The organism is Larkinella ripae (assembly GCF_054780775.1).
On sequence record NZ_BAAGVR010000023.1, the window covers coordinates 72,629 to 89,913 of the forward strand.

The following is a 17,285-nucleotide window of genomic DNA, read 5'->3' on the forward strand; positions in this document are numbered from 1 at the left end:
CCGGCATGTCGCCAGCGCAAAAGTTCTATCGTTCGATTGGTGTTCGGCACCATGAAGTTCGAACAGTCTGGTTATTTTTCCTGCATAATTTCTTTCTCGGTGTTGGGACGATTCTGGTCTACGTGTCGGCCAATGTCATTCTGCTTGAAAACCATCCCGAAACGAGCCTGCCCATTGCGTACGTCGTTGCTGCGCTGGCCATGATGGGCGTGGGCAAACTGTACGCCCACTACGAACACCAATTGGCGCTGCGAACCCTGGCGGTTCGGGTGTTGTGGGCGGTTATCATTCTGACGTTTATCATTGACGTTCTGGTGATTGCGGGCCACTCGGTCTGGTCGGCCATTGCCATCATGGTGGGTTTCCGGATGATCTACCTGTTGACCAACCTGGAATTCTGGGGCGTTTCGGCGGTGGTGTTCGACGTCCGCCAAAGCAAGCGCCTGTTCAGCGTCATCAGTTCCGGTGACATGCCCGCCAAAGCGATGGGGGCCATTCTGGCGGCACTGGTGCACGCGCACACGGATATGTTTTTTCTGCTGCTGATCGCGTTTGGCTCTTTTCTGGCGGCAATTTACATCCTTCGGCTAACCTATCGGTCCCACGACATTCACGCCCCGCACGGAGCTGCGCGCGTCCGGCAGCCGGAACAATCGCGGATTGTAAAGGAATTGTTCGGCAACAGCCGGCTGATCACCTGGATGTGCCTCAGTCTGGTGGCCGTGGCGATGGTAGCGGTCAGTGTCGAGTACGCCTTTTTTATCAACGTCAAGTATAAAATTCACGCGACGACTTCGCTCCTTCAGTACGTCAGTAAGGTTTTGGCGCTGACGTACCTGGTCGCAATGGTGGTGAAAGTAATCCTGTCGCGGCCGGTTTTGGACCGGCTGGGCATTCAGCGTTCGCTCCAACTCTTACCCATCACGGCCCTGCTCGGGGTCATCGGATTTGTCTTCGTCTGGTCGTCAGATGTGGGCGAGCCCACCTGGCTGCTGTACTATTGCGCGCTCTACCTGACGTTTGAAGTAATCCGTCGTTCGTTGTTCGACCCGGTTTTTCTGGTGCTCTTTCAACCGCTTACCACGCAGCAACGTTTGCACGGACACACGCTGGTGAAGGGATTTTATGAACCGCTGGGCATGGCGCTGGCGGGCGTTCTGATTTATGCCGTCCACGCGTTTCCGGCCATTAATGAATGGGTTTTGTTTGTCTGGACGGGCGTGGCTACGCTGGTTGCGTTCTGGTTTTTGCACCGGACCTACCAGAACTACCTGAACGAATTAAAATCGGCCCTGAGCCGGCGGTTTCTGGAAACCAGCGAGCTGGCGGTTTCCGATGAGGTGTGGCAACTGATGCAGAATAATCTGCAAAGCAGCCGGGTGGAAGAAGTGATCAGCGCCATTGGCTGGCTGCGAACGCATCACCCCGGGAAGCTGGCGGAAGCCGCCGGCAATTTGCTCAAACATCCCGATTTACAGGTCCGGCGGTTTGTTCTGGAAACCTTTGTAAACGTCAAAACGCCCATTCCGGCGACTACCTTGTACGAACTGGCCCTTCACGATCCGGAGCCGGCGATTCGGGAAGTTGCCAGCCGGTTGTTTGGGGAGTCGCCGGATGCCGACCCGGCCCTGATTCCTAACCTGCTCCGGAATTCCGAATTAACGATTCGGAAGGGTGCCATTCTGGGCGGCTTGAAAAACCGCCGGTTTGCCACCTGGGCGGCTGATAGTTTCCGGGAATTAACGCAGTCGAATGATTCGGCCAGCCGCCTGGCGGTTTTGGAAATCATCCGGGTGGCACCCCTGGAACAGCACCATGACCTGGTGAACGGCTCGCTGAAAAGTACGGACGCTGCCGTGAAAAATGCCGCCATCCGGACCGCAGGTGCCATGCGCAACACGGGCCTAACCCGGCAGCTGGTCGGTTTGTTGGCCGACCGGTTTTCCTGGCGGACGGCGGCTCAGAGTCTGGCGGAGATGAAGAAGTCGGCTTTGCCCTTTCTGGAAGAATCCCTTCAGGCATCGGACCCGGTTTTGGTACGCCGGATCGTGGCCGTATGTGCGAAAATTAACCTTCCGGAAAGCCACCGCATATTGACGACCCTGATTGGCCGGCCGAATCTGGTGGTGCGAACGGCGGCCTTGCGGGCCTTGAGTCACCTGGAAACAACCGATTCGGAATCCGAAGTATACCGGCATATTTTGCGGGAAGAACTCGAACTGGCGCAGCGGCTGCTGCACGGAAGTCTCCACAAGCATGACAAGGAATTGCTGGCGTCGCTCGATTACGAAATTGTGCTGTTGCTGCAACGGGTTTTCTTCCTGCTGATGCAGATTTATGATCGCGACGTCATCACCAGCGTCCGGACCGGCATCGAGCACGCTTCGCGGGAGCGCCGGGCCAATGCGCTGGAAATGCTCGACAACCTGATTCCACGCGTGGTTTACCAGTGTTTGCAGGCGCTGGTCGACGACATTCCGGTGGCCGAAAAAGTCCGGTTGGTTGATGCGCAGCTTGGGGCCTTTCAGGCCCAGGAACCGTTGCTGACCTATATTCTGCACCAGGGCGAAACCACGTTTTCAACCTGGACGATCAGCGTTGCGCTGCGCCGGTGGACACCCCGCTCGCCCGCCAATGCCCGGTTATTGCTTCCGTATTTTCACCACCCGGTTCAGCTTTTAAGTGAGAGCGCCGAGGGCGCGCTGCGGGTGATTCAATCCCAGCATCCCGAATGGTACCAGGTCCTGTTGGCCGATCATCCCACCCTTCCCAGTCAGCTTATGAAAACCGACGAATCAACTATTTCTGATTTTGAGCGGATTATGGTGTTGAAAAATACCCGCTTGTTTGCCGATACGCCCGAAAATATCCTGAGCACGATTGCACCGATCATGAAGGAAGTAATGTTTCAGGAAGGCCAGACCATCTTTCAAAAGGGCGAAATTGGTAACTGCATGTTTGTGATCTATTCCGGAGCAGTCGATATTTATGACCGGCAGGAACGCCTGGCGCAGTTTGAGCGGGGTGATGTGTTTGGCGAGCTGGCCCTTCTGGATGCCGAACCGCGCTCGGCGTCGGCGGTGGTGGCGTCGAATGTGCTGCTGTTTCGTATCGACCACGAAGATTTTTACGACCTGATGGAAGAACGCGAGGAGGTGCTGCGGAACATGATGCGGATTTTGTGCCAGCGCATCCGGTTTCAGAACGAGAAAATTCAAACCATGTCGCTCAGGCCGAGTAATGGCTGACGATCTCTTTCAGGTTGTCCAACTGCCGTTTCTTTCCGGCCTGGCGTAACTCAGTGGCCGTTTGGGTCCAGTACTGATGACTTTCCAGAAAGCGCACCTGAATCCGGTTCCAGGCGGGTTCGTCGCGCACAAAATGGCGATCCTGTAGTTCTTCAAACAGCGTGTGGGCAATGGGCTCGAAATCATCCCGGCCGAGGTAATCGAGGTCCGCGTCGCACAGAATCTGCTCAAGCAGATTCTGGGGATTTTGCGGTATTTTCGTCGCCATAATCATCCCGCAAATCTGCTCAATCTGTTCGGGCGAATAGTCCAGCGTCGGCAATATTTCACGGGCATACCGGCACCCTTCGGCTTCGTGGCCCTGGTAGGTCGTTATAAAACCGCAATCATGGTACAGAGCCGCCGTTTTCAGGAGCGTCAGCGATTCCGGGTCGCTAACCTTCTCGGCCTCCGCCAGTTGCGCAGCCGCTTCCACCACGTCCAGCGTGTGGTGAAGCCCGTGGTAAAAGAGGGTGGACGAGAGGGCGCGCTTCAATTTGGCAAGAATCAAGGCTTCGGCTTGGGCTACATTCATTGCGGTTTTTGTCTGGCATCAGCGGCTAAAGTAACTGAAATCAAAACGAAAGGAAAAACTTTGTTCCCGGTTTTTTACGACTTGCCCCGGCCCAAACCGGGTACGAAACAAAGCCCGGCCAATCTGGCCGGGCTTGTCGAAATGGGTAGTATAGCAAAATCTTTAATTTGGTTAATTCGACCGAAGCTGATCCATCAGCATCTTGTTGAACATCCGTTCGGTGTTGTGCAACTCCTGAAGCTGCTGGGCCGTAATCACCTTCAAAAACCGGGAGTTGTATTCTTTCTCCAGGTCCACCAGCTTTTGTTTGAGTTCGACCGATTCGTTTAATTCGTTAATGGGCGCGTTGCCACCCGGTTTATTCGACCGGCGAAGTTGCCGGGAAATATCCCGCCGTTTATCGCTGTACTCGTTATAAACCGGCCAGAATTGCGGAGCTTGCTCCGGTGTCAGATTCAGGCGGTTGGTGATCAGACCAATTTTTGCACTTTCTATTTTTTGGCGATCCTGATTTTGGGCTGCGGCTGGCAAGGAGAGCAGCAACCCAAAAAACAAAACCAGGAAATAGCGGAACGATTTCATAGGAATAAGAACGGGTAAATACTGGGTCATTTCAAGTAGAATTCGTTTAAATGTATTAGATACGGTTTTAAAATTTGCTACTTCGTACGGGTGAGCCGCTTGGGCGACCCGGTATACACTTAAACTTAAAACTACTTAGATGGTTGCGGTACCGGCTGCGTCTTCGTCAATCATTTGCTGAATCGATTCCGGCGAAACGTGTAATTCGTGAATCAGGGTTGAATCGTTCGGCATTTCGTGCGAATCGATTAAATCGGAGTAATCTTCCAGGTAGATATCCTGATCCTGCAGGTATTCCACCATCGACATGGTGCTCACATTGCTAAGCAGCTCCGGTTCCAGCGAATCCTGTTTTTTCGGATACGTAAACCAGACCAGAGCCGCCACCAAACCCGCTCCGGCCAGCGTCGAGACCGACCGTTGCCACGACCAGCTGATCGTGAATCGGTGCGTACGGCGAGCGGTTTCGGCCTGAATCCGCGACGGAAGCGTATCGAAATAGCCTTCCGGCGTCGTAAACGGTAGCTGCTTCAGCGGATGTTGCCGGTCTAATTCGTCGAGTCGTATTGGTTTTTTTGGTTCCATTGTCTTATAAGCACAACGGTTTGACAAGCAAGTGTGTATCAGGTTTAATTGCCGTTGAGATATTCTTCAATTTTTTTGACCGCCAGGTGGTATGACGCTTTTAGGGCTCCAACCGACGTTCCCGTAATTTCGGAAATTTCTTCATATTTCATATCATCGAAATACTTCATGTTGAAGACAAGCCGTTGTTTGTCAGGTAATTTAAGCAGCGCTTTTTGCAGCTTCATCTGAATTTCTTCGCCCGACGGGTCGGGCCCGGACGTTACGTAGTCGGAATTGCTCTCGAGTTTTTCCATCAACTCGCCTTCAACATCGCCGATGGGCAGGAAGAACCGGCGTCGTTTTTTATTCAGGAAATTCAAACACTCATTCGTCGCAATCCGGTAAATCCAGGTATAGAGCTGCGAATCACCGCGAAAGTTTTCCAGCGAATTCCAGACTTTGATGAAAGTCTCCTGCACCAGATCGTCCGCGTCATCGTGGTCGATGACCATCTTCCGGATATGCCAGTAAATTTTCTGCTGGTATTGGCGCACCATCAGATTAAAGGCATAATTCCGGCTTTGCGGATCGCGGTATTTTTGCAGGAGTTCCTCGTCAGTCATTGGGTTAGTTTATGGTTTACGGTTTTTGGTTTACAGGTTACGATTAATCAGAAGCAGAAACTGACTAACCGTAAACCGAATCCTGAAAACCGTAAACATTAAACGACGCGCGCTTTCGCCCGCAGTGCTGCTTCAACAATTTTTTCAGCCGTCAAACCGTATTTTTTCATCAATTGATCGGGCGTTCCGCTTTCGCCAAAGCTGTCGTGGACGCCAACCATTTCGAGCGGAGCCGGATAATTGCGGGCCAGTGCCTGCGCCACGCTATCGCCTAAACCGCCGTTCAGCTGGTGCTCTTCCGCCGAAACCGCACAGCGCGTTTTGCGCACCGACGCCAGCACGGCCGCTTCGTCAAACGGTTTAATCGTGTGAATGTTGATGATATCAGCTTCGATGCCCTGTTCGGCCAGGATTTCGCCCGCTTTGATGGCTTCCCAAACCAGGTGTCCCGTGGCAAAGATGGATACGTCCGGACCTTCGTTCAGCACCAGCGCCTTGCCAATTTCAAACTTCTGATCGGCGGGCGTGAAGATGGGCACCACCGGACGGCCAAACCGCAGGTAAACCGGGCCTTCGTAGTCGGCGATGGCGATGGTGGCGGCTTTGGTCTGGTTGAAATCGCAAGGGTTGATAACGGTCATGTTCGGCAGCATTTTCATCATGCCGAGGTCTTCCAGAATCTGGTGCGTCGCGCCGTCTTCGCCCAGCGTCAGCCCCGCGTGCGAAGCGCAGATCTTGACGTTTTTATTTGAATAGCAAACCGACTGCCGGATCTGGTCGTATACCCGGCCGGTGGCAAAGTTGGCAAACGAAGTGGCGAACGGAATTTTGCCACCGATGGTCAAACCGGCCGAAACGCCGATCATGTTGGCTTCCGAAATTCCGCACTGCACGTAGCGTTCGGGAAATTCCTTGATAAAACCTTCCAGCTTGAGCGAACCGGCCAGATCCGCGGTCAGTGCCACGACGTTCGGGTTGGTGCGGCCCAGTTCCAGGATGCCCGCGCCAAAACCGGAGCGGGTGTCTTTTTTCTCGGTGTATGTATATTTCTTCATGGTACATTCAAAAATTAATAGTCGGACATCCCGGCCGTGATCGGCAGTTGGTTGAGGGCCGTGGCCAGTTGCTCGTCGTTGGGAGCCACGCCGTGCCATTTGTGGCTGCCCATCATGTAATCGACGCCGAAGCCCATTTCGGTCTTCATCAGAATCAGGGTCGGAACATCCGGGTCGGTTTTCGACTCGTGCAGTGTTCGGATGATGTCGCCCATGTCGTTGCCCTGCATCTCGGTCACGTTCCAGCCGAACGCCCGGTATTTGGCGCCCAGATCGCGGTTGTTCATCACCAGATTGGTCGGGCCGTCGATCTGCTGGCCGTTGAAGTCAATAACCGCCGTCAGGTTGCCCAGTTTGTGGTGGGGAGCAAACGATGCGGCTTCCCAGATCTGGCCTTCCTGCTGCTCACCGTCACCCATCAGCACGTAAACGTGTTTGTCGTCGCCGTTCAGGCGTTTGGCAAAAGCCGCCCCGCAGGCTACCGACAGACCCTGGCCGAGCGAACCCGACGCAATGCGAATCCCGGGCAGGTGTTCGGCCGTTGCCGGGTGACCCTGCAAACGGCTTTCGATTTTCCGGAACGTGGCCAGTTCCGAAATTGGGAAATAACCGGAGCGGGCCAGAACACTATAAAAAACCGGAGAAATGTGGCCGTTCGACAGGAAGAATACGTCTTCGTCGGTGGCATTCATATCAAAAACCGCCTTGCCTTCTTCATCGCGTTTCAGGCGCATCACATCAAAATAAAGGGCAACCAGAAGGTCGGTGCAACCCAGCGAGCCGCCGGGGTGGCCGGAGTTAACGGCGTGAACCATCCGGACGATATCGCGCCGGACCTGCGTGGCAATGTGTTCTAATTCTTGGATTTCCATGCTCAATGGGTTAAGATGTAAAGCCTGAAGGGTACCGGTAAGCAATTCCTTGACCGGTAAACTGCAAACCCCAAACGACTATTTCAGAATCTGTTCAGCGTGTTTTTCGGTATCAATTTTAGTGATGATCTCGGTGATGACGCCCGCTTCATCAATCAAAAAAGTGGTCCGGACAATGCCCATGTACGATTTGCCGAACATCGATTTTTCGTGCCAGACGTCGTAGGCGTTGACAATCTGATGGTCGGTGTCGGCCAGCAGCGGAAACGGCAAGTTATATTTTTTAATGAATTTCTGGTGTGATTTTTCATCATCCACGCTGACGCCCAGCACTTCATAACCCGCTTTTTGCAGGTGTTCGTAGTTGTCGCGCAGGCTACAGGCTTCGGCCGTGCAGCCGGGCGTGTCGTCTTTCGGATAAAAATACAAAACCACTTTTTTGCCCCGAAAATCCGCTAACCGGACCGGGTTGCCATTCTGGTCGCGGGTTTCGAAGTCGGGAGCCGCGTCGCCAAGTTGGAGAGCCATACGTTTGGAGTTTATAGTCTTCGAACGGACAAAGAACGGCAAAAACCGCCACTTACCCGTTTATACTTATTTTTCGTTTTCGGACGCAGCCGCCGAATCGATCACCGCGGGACGGGGAGCGGGCGGGAGCAGGGCCGTGACCGTCGTCCGATTACCGGCCCGGTCTTTTACATCCAACACCACCGAGCCTTCGAACGGTTTCGTCGCATCCAGTTTATCCGACCAGATCAGGGCGCGTTTGTAATCATACTGCATCAGGATCCACTCGCCGTTGACCATCGCCCGAACCGTATCGAGTCCCGACAGATCATCTTTCACCGTAGCAACCAGGGCTTCGTGGTCTTTGCGCAACCATTTTACCGTGGGCGGGTTGTTGTCGGTCAGCAACTGAAAGGTGCCCAATTGGCGCGTGCGGAACAGGAAGTGATTGTCTTTCCAAAAACCGCCTACGTAATTGCGCCGGTTGCCGTTAATGAGATACATCTGGGTTCTGGCCGCATTTTCAACCGGTTCTGAAGGTACAAAATCCACATCGACATGATCCTTCAGCGGGATGGTTCCCTGGTTGATCGACAGGCGATTACCCGTGTGCGAAACCGCCAAATGCAACGTATCGTACAGCGTTTCGGGCAGAAAACCAACCGTTAGGGACGAGTCTTTGTACGACATGGCCTGGCCCGGCAAAATCCGCTTTCGGAAATTGAGGGGATGGACGGTTTTGCCAATCTGAACCGAATCCGGCAGATTCTTCTGTAAATCAATGATGTAGTAGGCTTCATTCGCCCGGACATAACTGGCGCCCAGGCCCATCACGGCCCCGCTCATAAAAACCTGGGCCGTTGGTGCCGCAGCGGTTGGAAAGTTGCGGGCCCGGATGATCAGCGTGTTTTCGTCGGCCGAACTAAAAACCGCCGTCGGTAATTTGCTCGGCGTCAGCTTGCCGGCCGGTTCTCCTTCGGCGGGTTCCGGCTGAACGGTAAACCGCAGGCTGGTGGTGTGTTGAAAACAGTCGTAGAGGGTAATTGTAACCACGTGGGGCTGGCCGTCGAAAAGCGGCAACTTCCCCTTCGACTGCCCGTAGCGGTAAGAATTCAGCGTATTGCCATCCGCCAGGTAACAACGGTGAAACCGCTGGCCCGTCAACTGCTCGATGCCGTAATTCATGTGCAGATTGATCAGCCGGGTTTCTTCGTTCGGAAAGTTGTTCATGTTGTAGGCAAACACTTCCTGATCGTCCAGCTGAATCTCAATGCAGGTCAGTCCGTTTTTGAAAGGAGAACCGCTGGTGCGGTCGTGCGCCAGAATTTCCAACCCGATCAGTCCGCTGGCTGAAACCGGTTGCGTCAGCGCGTAGGTTCCGTTGGCCTGCCGGACTGGCGTTAGCGCCTGCCGACCAGCCTGGCCGTTCACCCGGGAAGCGGGCGTCAGGGGTTGCAGGGCGATCCGTTCAAAGAAAGGCGGAAGTTCGTCCTCCAGTTCCTGAAAACCGTAGAGGATTGGATTGATTAAGTTATTTTTATCATCCCGCACTTCAAAATGCAGGTGCGGTCCGCCCGATCCGCCGGTATTTCCCGACAGCGCAATGATTTCCCCCTTTTTAACCCGAAACTGATTCGGGGCCGGGCGCAAGTCAATCTCAAACGTTTGTTTTTTATACTGTTCCGACCGCAGGTACGTCCCTAAAGTATCGTTCAGGGTTTTCAAATGGCCGTAAACCGTCGTCAGGCCGTTGGGGTGTTTAATGAAGATGACATTCCCGTAACCACCCGCAAAAACCGCAATCCGCGAAATGTAGCCGTCGGCGGCTGCGTAAACGTCCAGTCCTTCGCGCTGGGCCGTGCGAATGTCGATTCCGGCGTGAAAGTGATTCGGTCGCAGGTCGCCCAAACCGCCCGACAGCGAGTTGGCCTCGCCGGGCATAATCGGAAACAGAAAATAACCGGGGGCAACGGCCTTCAAAATGGAGTTATCCGGTTTTTGCCCCAGAACAACGAGATGAACGAACCACGACAGCCCAAGCGCAGCGAACCCAATTAGCCTTTTTCTCCCAATTTTTACCATAATTCCACCGCCTGAACCCGCCCTATTTTACGTCAAATTCCAACATTTTCCGGTCTTCGATGTAGGCCGTCAGCCGGTCGCCGACCTGCACAGGACCGACGCCTTTGGGGGTCCCGGTAAAAATAATGTCGCCCTGAAGGAGCAGAAAATAGTTCGAAACAAACGAGATGAGGTAGTCAATCTGAAACAGCATCAAGGATGTATTACCCGCCTGCCGGGTTTCTCCGTTAACGTCGAGCCGGAAATTAAGATTGCGTAAATCCGGAAAATCCGTTTTTGGGATAAAACCGGACATCGGGGCCGAGCCGTTGAAACCTTTGGCCAGATCCCAGGGTAATCCCTTGGCTTTCAGTTTCGATTGCAGGTCGCGGGCGGTGAAGTCGATACCAACGCCGATTTCGTCGTAATACCGGTGGGCGAATTTGGGGTCAATATTCTTGCCCGTCCGGCCGATCCGAACGACGATTTCCACTTCGTGATGAACGTCCGTTGAAAAGTCCGGATAAAAAAACGGGTCGCCGGGGCGCAGGATGGCCGTTTCGGGTTTGGTGAAAATAACCGGGTCGTCGGGTTGTTCGTTGTTCAGTTCCTTGATGTGCTCAGCGTAATTCCGACCGACGGCAATGATTTTCATGCGATTTAAACTTTTTCTCTGGTCGCAAATCTAAACAGGAAAGACGGCTCAACCACCAGCTTGTTAAAAATTTTGAACAAACTCAGGCTTTCAACAGTCTCTTGTAGATAGTTTTGACGTCTCAATCACTAAACACTCGTATATTTTAACCATGAAAAGAGCGATAATGGCCATGTTATTCATTGGTCTCGTCATTGCCTGTCAGAAAGTGCCGCTTACGGGACGGAACCAGTTGGTCCTGATTCCGAATGCCCAAATGCTTCCGTTAAGCTTTACAAATTATAAGGAAGTGCTGGATACCAGCCGGGTAGTGCGGTCCGGTGGACAGGAAGACATGATCAAACGGGTTGGGGTACGCATTCAGAAAGCGGTTGAGACCTATATGGCCGCCAACAACCTGAGCGAGCGTCTGAACGGTTTTCAATGGGAGTTTAACCTGATTGAAAGTCCGCAGGTCAACGCCTGGTGTATGCCGGGTGGAAAGGTTGCTTTTTACACCGGAATTCTAAAATATACCCAGAATGAAGACGGCGTTGCTACGGTTATGGGGCACGAAGTCTCGCACGCCATTGCTGAACACGGAAATGAACGGATGAGCGAAGGCCTGATTGCCAACGGTTTGATGCAGGGCGGTCAGCTGGTGCTGGGGTCGCTGTCGCAAAACCAGCGGAGCCAGACCAACGCCCTGCTGTTGCAGGCTGTCGGAGCCGGTTTGCCGGTGGCCTATCAGGTGGGACGGGCTTTGCCGCACAGCCGTTCGCAGGAATCCGAAGCCGACAAACTGGGATTGATTTTTATGGCGATGGCGGGCTACAATCCGCAGGAAGCGGTTAATTTCTGGAGCCGGATGGCAAAAGCCGGGTCGGGCCAAAAACCGCCCGAATTTTTGTCAACGCACCCCTCCGACGAGCGCCGGATTCGGGATCTGCAGAGTCAAATGCCGGATGCGATGAAATATTACAAGCGATAAAGGCGAAAAAGGAGAAAAGCAGGAAGGGACAAAAGGCAAAGGAACATGAAATTCCTCATCCTTTTGTCCCTTCCTGCTTTTCTCCTTTTTTAAGCTATTCCTTCCAGCACCTGCTTGACCTTGGCAGCAGCATCTTTCAGTTGAACGGCAGAAAATACTTTCAGGCCGGATTCGTCGATGATGCGCGCCCCTTCTTCGGCGTTGGTACCCTGCAGCCGGACGATGATCGGCACTTTAATGTCGCCGATGGCTTTGTAAGCTTCCACAACGCCGGTTGCCACGCGGTCACCGCGAACGATTCCCCCGAAGATGTTGATCAGAATGGCTTTTACATTCGGGTCTTTCAGGATGATCCGGAAACCGGCTTCCACGGTTTTGGCGTTCGCGCCACCCCCTACATCCAGGAAGTTGGCGGGTTCACCACCCGACAGCTTGATGATGTCCATGGTGGCCATCGCCAGACCGGCGCCGTTGACCATACAGCCCACGTTACCGTCCAGTTTGACGTAGTTCAGGTCGTTGGCTGTGGCTTCCACCTCCAGCGGATCTTCTTCCGTGATGTCGCGGAGATTTTTCAGGTCCGGGTGACGATACAGCGCGTTTTCATCCAGGTTTACCTTGGCATCGACCGCCAGAATCTTGTTGTCCGAGGTTTTTAAAACCGGGTTGATTTCAAACATGGACGAATCGGTTTCGACGTAGGCTTTGTACAGCGCACCGATGAACTTCACCATTTCTTTGAAAGCTTCACCCTCCAGACCCAGCGCGAAAGCGATGTTGCGCACCTGGAACGGTTGCAGACCGATGGCCGGATCAACCCATTCCTTGACGATTTTTTCGGGCGAGTGCTCGGCAACTTCCTCGATGTCCATTCCACCTTCGGTGCTGGCCATGATGACGTTGCAGGCTTTGGCGCGGTCGAGCAAAATACCGATGTAATATTCTTTGGGTTCGGAAGCACCCGGATAATAAACATCCTGCGCCACCAACACCTTATTGACTTTCTTGCCTTCGGGACCGGTTTGGTGGGTCACCAGAACATTGCCAATGATATTTTTAGAAATATCCCGAACGTCATCAACTGATTTTGCCAGTTGAACCCCGCGCTGCTCCGAGCCCTGAATTTTACCTTTTCCGCGTCCTCCGGCGTGAATTTGCGACTTGATCACGACAAACTTGGAATTGGTTTGCGCCATGATCTGTTTGGCCGCTTCAACAGCTTTTTCGGGCGATTCGGCTACGATGCCTTCCTGAACGCGGACACCGTAGTGTTTCAATATCTCTTTACCCTGGTACTCGTGAATGTTCATAATGGAGCAAAACAAGGAATGGTGAAAAAAAGACTATTTTCGCTCGTAAAGATACGGTATCGAAAAGTAGTGGAACAAGTTCTTGCGGTTTTAATCTTCCGGGCCGGTTTAAATCATGCGTGAATTAAGCGGTCGGCGTTCAGAAAAAACCGGCGGGATCATTCTGGCCATCGGCTGAAATTTTAATCAGGCTGGCTTTCCGTGGACGCGCTCCAGCCGTTCGACAAAATCTCCAAACTGTTTGGCGGGAATAAAATGGAGCTTGGTCCGGTACGTCAGGACAATGAAAATCAACAGCAACGAGATCAGCAGGGCTTGCAAAAGGACCACAAAGAAGGTAAGGGCCACGTAATTAACCCAGCCGGGCACGGTTATTTCTTCAACCAGGTGCAAAAAGACTACGGTAATCAGGACGGCTATAAAAATGGTAACCGCGCTGATGCAGAACAGGAGAATCCGGACGGCGGTGGTGTCAATTAAAACCGAAATGGCACTCAGCCCGTGTAAAACCAGCGAGGTAAAATTCATCTTTGACTGTCCGGCGAGCCGGGCACCCCGCTCGATCGGAATCGAGGTGTAAGGCAGCCGGGAGCGAATAATGCCGCCGGGGTAATTGTTCCAGATGTCCGAAACATGCACCAGTTTTTTCAGTAATTCGGGGGGGATGAGACTGAAATTGCCGAAGGTGATCACCTTGCCGGTCAGAATTTTGAAAACCAGTTTATATGCCCAGTAGCTGGAGCGAAATACCCAGCTTTCCTGGCGTTTGGTTCGGCGGGCGAAGATGATCTGACCCGGTTGTTCGAGTGAGGCTTTCAGAAATCGCCCAATATCCTCCGGCTGGTCTTCCCCATCCGAATCCATCACGATCGTAATGTGCTGTTCGGGCTGATCCGCGAGATAGGAGAGGCCAATGGCAATGGCTTTCTGGTGTCCGACATTGCGGTACAAACGCAGGATCGAAAGCGATTGGCCAACGTCTGCCGGTGGCGTGGTGAAATTCTTCGCCGAGCAGTCGTCAATTATCAGAAAATGAAGACGCTGGAGGATAGCTGCCTCTACGGTTTTACTAATTTTTTTCAGGAGCAATTCCAGGGCTTCCCAATCTTCAAACAAGGGCAGAAGAATGTATATTTTCTGGATATCAATGGATGTCGTATCGTTCACAATAGGTAGTTTTAAAAACAAGTTGCTAACCCGGAAATCCCAACAGAAATCGTCTCCCTCACTTAATTTCGATCACCTTATCGGTGTATTGTAAGTGGGTCTTGTTTCTGGTTATCAGCGTGTAAAGTCCCAGTTGGTACTTCCCGGGTGCCATCATTGACTTTGGAACGTTCGCCTTGAAGCCCGGCCGGATGAGCAGCGGATTTCGCTGGGAGGGCCGGTTTTTTTGCGTAAAGAACACGTACGTTTGCCGTTCTGACTTCAGGATCAGGTATATAGCTCCGTCGCGGTTCGGAGGATACCGTTCCTCCTGGCTAAAAACATCAACGTGTGACTCCGATTCGGAGACCGTCCAGGAGGGCCGGGTCAGGGGCCCGACGATGGGTTTCAGCAGTTGCGTTTCGTCGTATGCCATGCTCGGTACGGGCAGCTCGTACCAGCCACGCTGCTGCATGGTCGTCATGTTTTGTTCAATAAAATCGCCCAGCTTTGAATCATGTGATCCACCCAGACCAATCTGGTTATACCGCTGGTTAAAGGCCTGCCCCAGCATAAACCGCCGGCGATCAGTCATCTCTGAGTAGTTCGTTACGTAAGCCGCCAGGTTTATCAGAAAGGCGACCGCCAGGAAGGCCAGCACCCAGCGTTGCCGGTTTTGACCATTGGCAGGGCGGTTGGAAACAAAAATCAGGTACGTAATCGCTGACAGCACCAGAATGTACGTCCGGTAGGTACTCCACAGCACCATCATATACCCAAACCGGGTCCTGAACAGGGCAATCAGGGCGGTATTGATCAGAAAGAAAACGATAAAGCCCAGCATGGCGGCATTCCAGTGGGTTGGCGGACCCGATTCCAGGAACAGCAGGCGGATCGCGTGAAAAACCAGATAGGCCACCATCACCAGACCCGCTACCAGCGGCAGGATCATTCGCCATTCGACCGGCCAGGCGGGCATTGGATCGAACAGGCTTCCGGCGTAAACAAAAAAACCGCTGAGGACCTGAAACGGGTGCGCCAGCAGGTAGGAAAACCCTTCGGCATTACCCTGCTGAACGGGATACCCATAGAAATATAGGTAAATGGCGGTTAGGGAAACAAAACTCCATATTGCCAGCCGCACCCATTGCTTTTGATAAAACAGGACGACCACCCCCGCAGCCCAGCACAACATACCGTTACCCATACTGAACGTCCCAAAGAACGTCAGGGCCAGCGCCAGCCAGAAGTTGTTGGACGTATTGCGCGCCAGTCGTTCCAGGGCCAGCATCACAATCATGATGATCGCCAGATACTGCAAAGTATAAAGGGCTGTGAACGTGAGCAGGTAGTTCTGAGCGGTAAAAAGCAGGAAAGGGATGGGCAGCAGATACCAGAACGGCAACCCCGCCCGGCGGAGAAGTCGGTAAAAGATCCATAGGATGACGATCAACGCCAGATTTCCGATGATCATCAGCGCCAGAAAACTGATCCGATCCGTCAGGAAGTAGTAAACCAGAACCACCAGACGCGCGTAAAGCACCCGGTGTTCATTGTTGGGCTGGAGCAGTGCCTTGCCTTTTTCCCACCAATCGGGCGTGTCCAGAAAGCGCTGTAAAAAATAAGGAATGCTCTCGAAATCGTCGAACCAGGGTAAATCAAAACTGTAATAGAAAAAGTAAGCGATCCACAGCAAAACCGGAAAAACCAGCAAAGCGCGAACAATCCGTTTATCGTCGAAAATGGCGGTAACTCTCATAATGATCCGGCAAAAAACCGTATTGGACTCCCCATCAATCCGGTGCCGCCGTTCGAGCCGGTGAGTCGGAGTGTATGGGGTACTGGCAACCAATCAGGAATAGAAAAAAGAAAAACAGCCGGGTTGGAATCCACGACAGTAGAGGACCTGCTGGCGATTTCCGAAAGCCTGTTGCTTCACTAAACGACAGGGTATGGAAGCATAGACCACATGGAAGACACACGGTAGGCCAGGTCACTATAGCAGGCGAATATCAGGGGGGAGTAAGCTGCATCACTTTTTTAAATCCGGACAAAGATTAAAAACAATTCAGTAAAGGCAAGTGAAAACCGTAAAACCAGATCGAACGGACTGGCTGATCCTGGTTGAAAGGCAACGGATATAGGGCGTGTAATCGCTTATTTTTCTTTTTGGTGGAACTTTGGCAGGGTTTCTTACTTTTATAGGTCTTTATACGGAAATTTTAAGGAACTGATTCGGGCGGCTACCCAACTAGGTATACTAATCCGTCTGGCGTTTTTTTTCGGTTGTAAAGAAATGGTATCGAAAGGCAACGTAATGCATTCTTTGATAAGTTAACAGTTGGCGAAGGCGCTGATGGGTAATCCTGATCGACCTGGCCACACATTCGTTTTTTATGAAACCACTCCTGAAGGCTGATAAGTTAATGCGCTCACACGGCGATTTGCCGGTTTTAAAAGGAATTGACCTGAGCATCCAGGCGGGTGAGATCGTCTCCATCGTGGGCGCGTCCGGAGCGGGAAAAAGCACGCTGCTGCACATTCTGGGTACGCTCGACCGACCGGATTCGGGACAGGTAACGCTGGCGGACCAGAATGTTTTTGGGCTCAATGAAAAGGAGTTGGCCCGGTTTCGGAACGAGCGGATCGGGTTTGTGTTCCAGTTTCACAACCTGCTGGCTGAGTTTACGGCGCTTGAAAATGTCTGTCTGCCCGGTTTTATTGCCGGCAGCGATGAAAAAAAAGTGCGGGCCCGGGCCGAGGAATTATTAAACATTTTAGGGATAGGTGACCGGAAACACCATCTTCCGTCTCAATTATCAGGAGGGGAGCAGCAACGCACGGCCGTAGCCCGTTCGCTCATCAATTCGCCCGCCATCATTTTTGCCGACGAGCCCAGCGGAAATCTGGATTCACACAACGCTGAGGAACTTCATCAGCTGTTTTTTCGGTTAAGGAATGAACTAGGGCAGACGTTTGTGATTGTGACCCACAACGACTTGCTGGCCACGATGGCCGACCGGCGGCTTACAATTCGCGATGGCCAGATTCTGAATGAATAACAATAAGTATTTGTACTTATTTATTTAATGGATTACCAGTTTTTATTTTTCGG

15 protein-coding genes are annotated in these 17,285 nt (G+C 52.7%); 3 read left to right on the top strand and 12 right to left on the bottom strand.

What is annotated here, in order from left to right:
* Positions 1–5 precede the first annotated feature (5 nt).
* Entirely contained in the window at positions 6–3,248 is a 3,243-nt protein-coding gene (locus ACYVHX_RS17765) for a cyclic nucleotide-binding domain-containing protein (RefSeq protein WP_460673016.1), read from the top strand.
* On the opposite strand, the gene ACYVHX_RS17770 is transcribed toward ACYVHX_RS17765, so the two are convergent.
* The 9 genes from ACYVHX_RS17770 to ACYVHX_RS17810 all read right to left on the bottom strand — a co-directional run bounded on the left by ACYVHX_RS17770 (position 3,229) and on the right by ACYVHX_RS17810 (position 10,744).
* Positions 3,229–3,822: an HD domain-containing protein gene (locus ACYVHX_RS17770; protein ID WP_460673017.1), complete on the bottom strand. Its 594-nt coding sequence runs from the start codon at positions 3,820–3,822 to the stop codon at positions 3,229–3,231. The genes ACYVHX_RS17765 and ACYVHX_RS17770 overlap by 20 nt on opposite strands.
* A gap of 171 nt (positions 3,823–3,993) precedes the next feature.
* Complete coding sequence (locus ACYVHX_RS17775; RefSeq protein ID WP_460673018.1) at positions 3,994–4,404, bottom strand: hypothetical protein; 411 nt, start codon at positions 4,402–4,404, stop codon at positions 3,994–3,996.
* A 135-nt stretch (positions 4,405–4,539) separates the two neighbouring features.
* Positions 4,540–4,989: a hypothetical protein gene (locus ACYVHX_RS17780; protein WP_460673019.1), complete on the bottom strand. Its 450-nt coding sequence runs from the start codon at positions 4,987–4,989 to the stop codon at positions 4,540–4,542.
* 44 nt (positions 4,990–5,033) lie between these two features.
* The gene (locus ACYVHX_RS17785) at positions 5,034–5,594 is read right to left on the bottom strand and encodes an RNA polymerase sigma factor (protein WP_460673020.1); all 561 of its coding nucleotides are present in this window, start codon (positions 5,592–5,594) and stop codon (positions 5,034–5,036) included.
* A gap of 98 nt (positions 5,595–5,692) precedes the next feature.
* Positions 5,693–6,649: a transketolase family protein gene (locus tag ACYVHX_RS17790; protein WP_460673021.1), complete on the bottom strand. Its 957-nt coding sequence runs from the start codon at positions 6,647–6,649 to the stop codon at positions 5,693–5,695.
* A gap of 14 nt (positions 6,650–6,663) precedes the next feature.
* On the bottom strand, positions 6,664–7,521 hold the full coding sequence (locus ACYVHX_RS17795) for a transketolase (protein ID WP_460673022.1): 858 nt from the start codon (positions 7,519–7,521) through the stop codon (positions 6,664–6,666).
* A 78-nt stretch (positions 7,522–7,599) separates the two neighbouring features.
* Entirely contained in the window at positions 7,600–8,049 is a 450-nt protein-coding gene (gene bcp / locus ACYVHX_RS17800) for a thioredoxin-dependent thiol peroxidase (protein WP_460673023.1), read from the bottom strand.
* A gap of 66 nt (positions 8,050–8,115) precedes the next feature.
* Positions 8,116–10,008, bottom strand: coding sequence for a M23 family metallopeptidase (locus ACYVHX_RS17805; protein ID WP_460673024.1), 1,893 nt, complete (start codon positions 10,006–10,008; stop codon positions 8,116–8,118).
* A gap of 124 nt (positions 10,009–10,132) precedes the next feature.
* Complete coding sequence (locus ACYVHX_RS17810; RefSeq protein ID WP_460673025.1) at positions 10,133–10,744, bottom strand: fumarylacetoacetate hydrolase family protein; 612 nt, start codon at positions 10,742–10,744, stop codon at positions 10,133–10,135.
* A 151-nt stretch (positions 10,745–10,895) separates the two neighbouring features.
* Between ACYVHX_RS17810 and ACYVHX_RS17815 the strand changes: the two genes are divergently transcribed.
* Positions 10,896–11,714: a M48 family metallopeptidase gene (locus tag ACYVHX_RS17815; RefSeq protein WP_460673026.1), complete on the top strand. Its 819-nt coding sequence runs from the start codon at positions 10,896–10,898 to the stop codon at positions 11,712–11,714.
* Between the two features lie 89 nt (positions 11,715–11,803).
* Here ACYVHX_RS17815 and sucC read toward each other — a convergent pair whose 3' ends face one another.
* The 3 genes from sucC to ACYVHX_RS17830 all read right to left on the bottom strand — a co-directional run bounded on the left by sucC (position 11,804) and on the right by ACYVHX_RS17830 (position 15,929).
* Complete coding sequence (gene sucC / locus ACYVHX_RS17820) at positions 11,804–13,024, bottom strand: ADP-forming succinate--CoA ligase subunit beta (protein WP_460673027.1); 1,221 nt, start codon at positions 13,022–13,024, stop codon at positions 11,804–11,806.
* Between the two features lie 186 nt (positions 13,025–13,210).
* Complete coding sequence (locus tag ACYVHX_RS17825) at positions 13,211–14,191, bottom strand: glycosyltransferase (protein WP_460673028.1); 981 nt, start codon at positions 14,189–14,191, stop codon at positions 13,211–13,213.
* 58 nt (positions 14,192–14,249) lie between these two features.
* Positions 14,250–15,929: a hypothetical protein gene (locus ACYVHX_RS17830; RefSeq protein ID WP_460673029.1), complete on the bottom strand. Its 1,680-nt coding sequence runs from the start codon at positions 15,927–15,929 to the stop codon at positions 14,250–14,252.
* A 637-nt stretch (positions 15,930–16,566) separates the two neighbouring features.
* On the opposite strand from ACYVHX_RS17830, the gene ACYVHX_RS17835 reads away from it, so the two are divergent.
* Positions 16,567–17,232, top strand: a complete 666-nt coding sequence (locus tag ACYVHX_RS17835; RefSeq protein WP_460673030.1) for an ABC transporter ATP-binding protein — start codon at positions 16,567–16,569, stop codon at positions 17,230–17,232.
* The last annotated feature ends 53 nt before the right edge of the window (positions 17,233–17,285 follow it).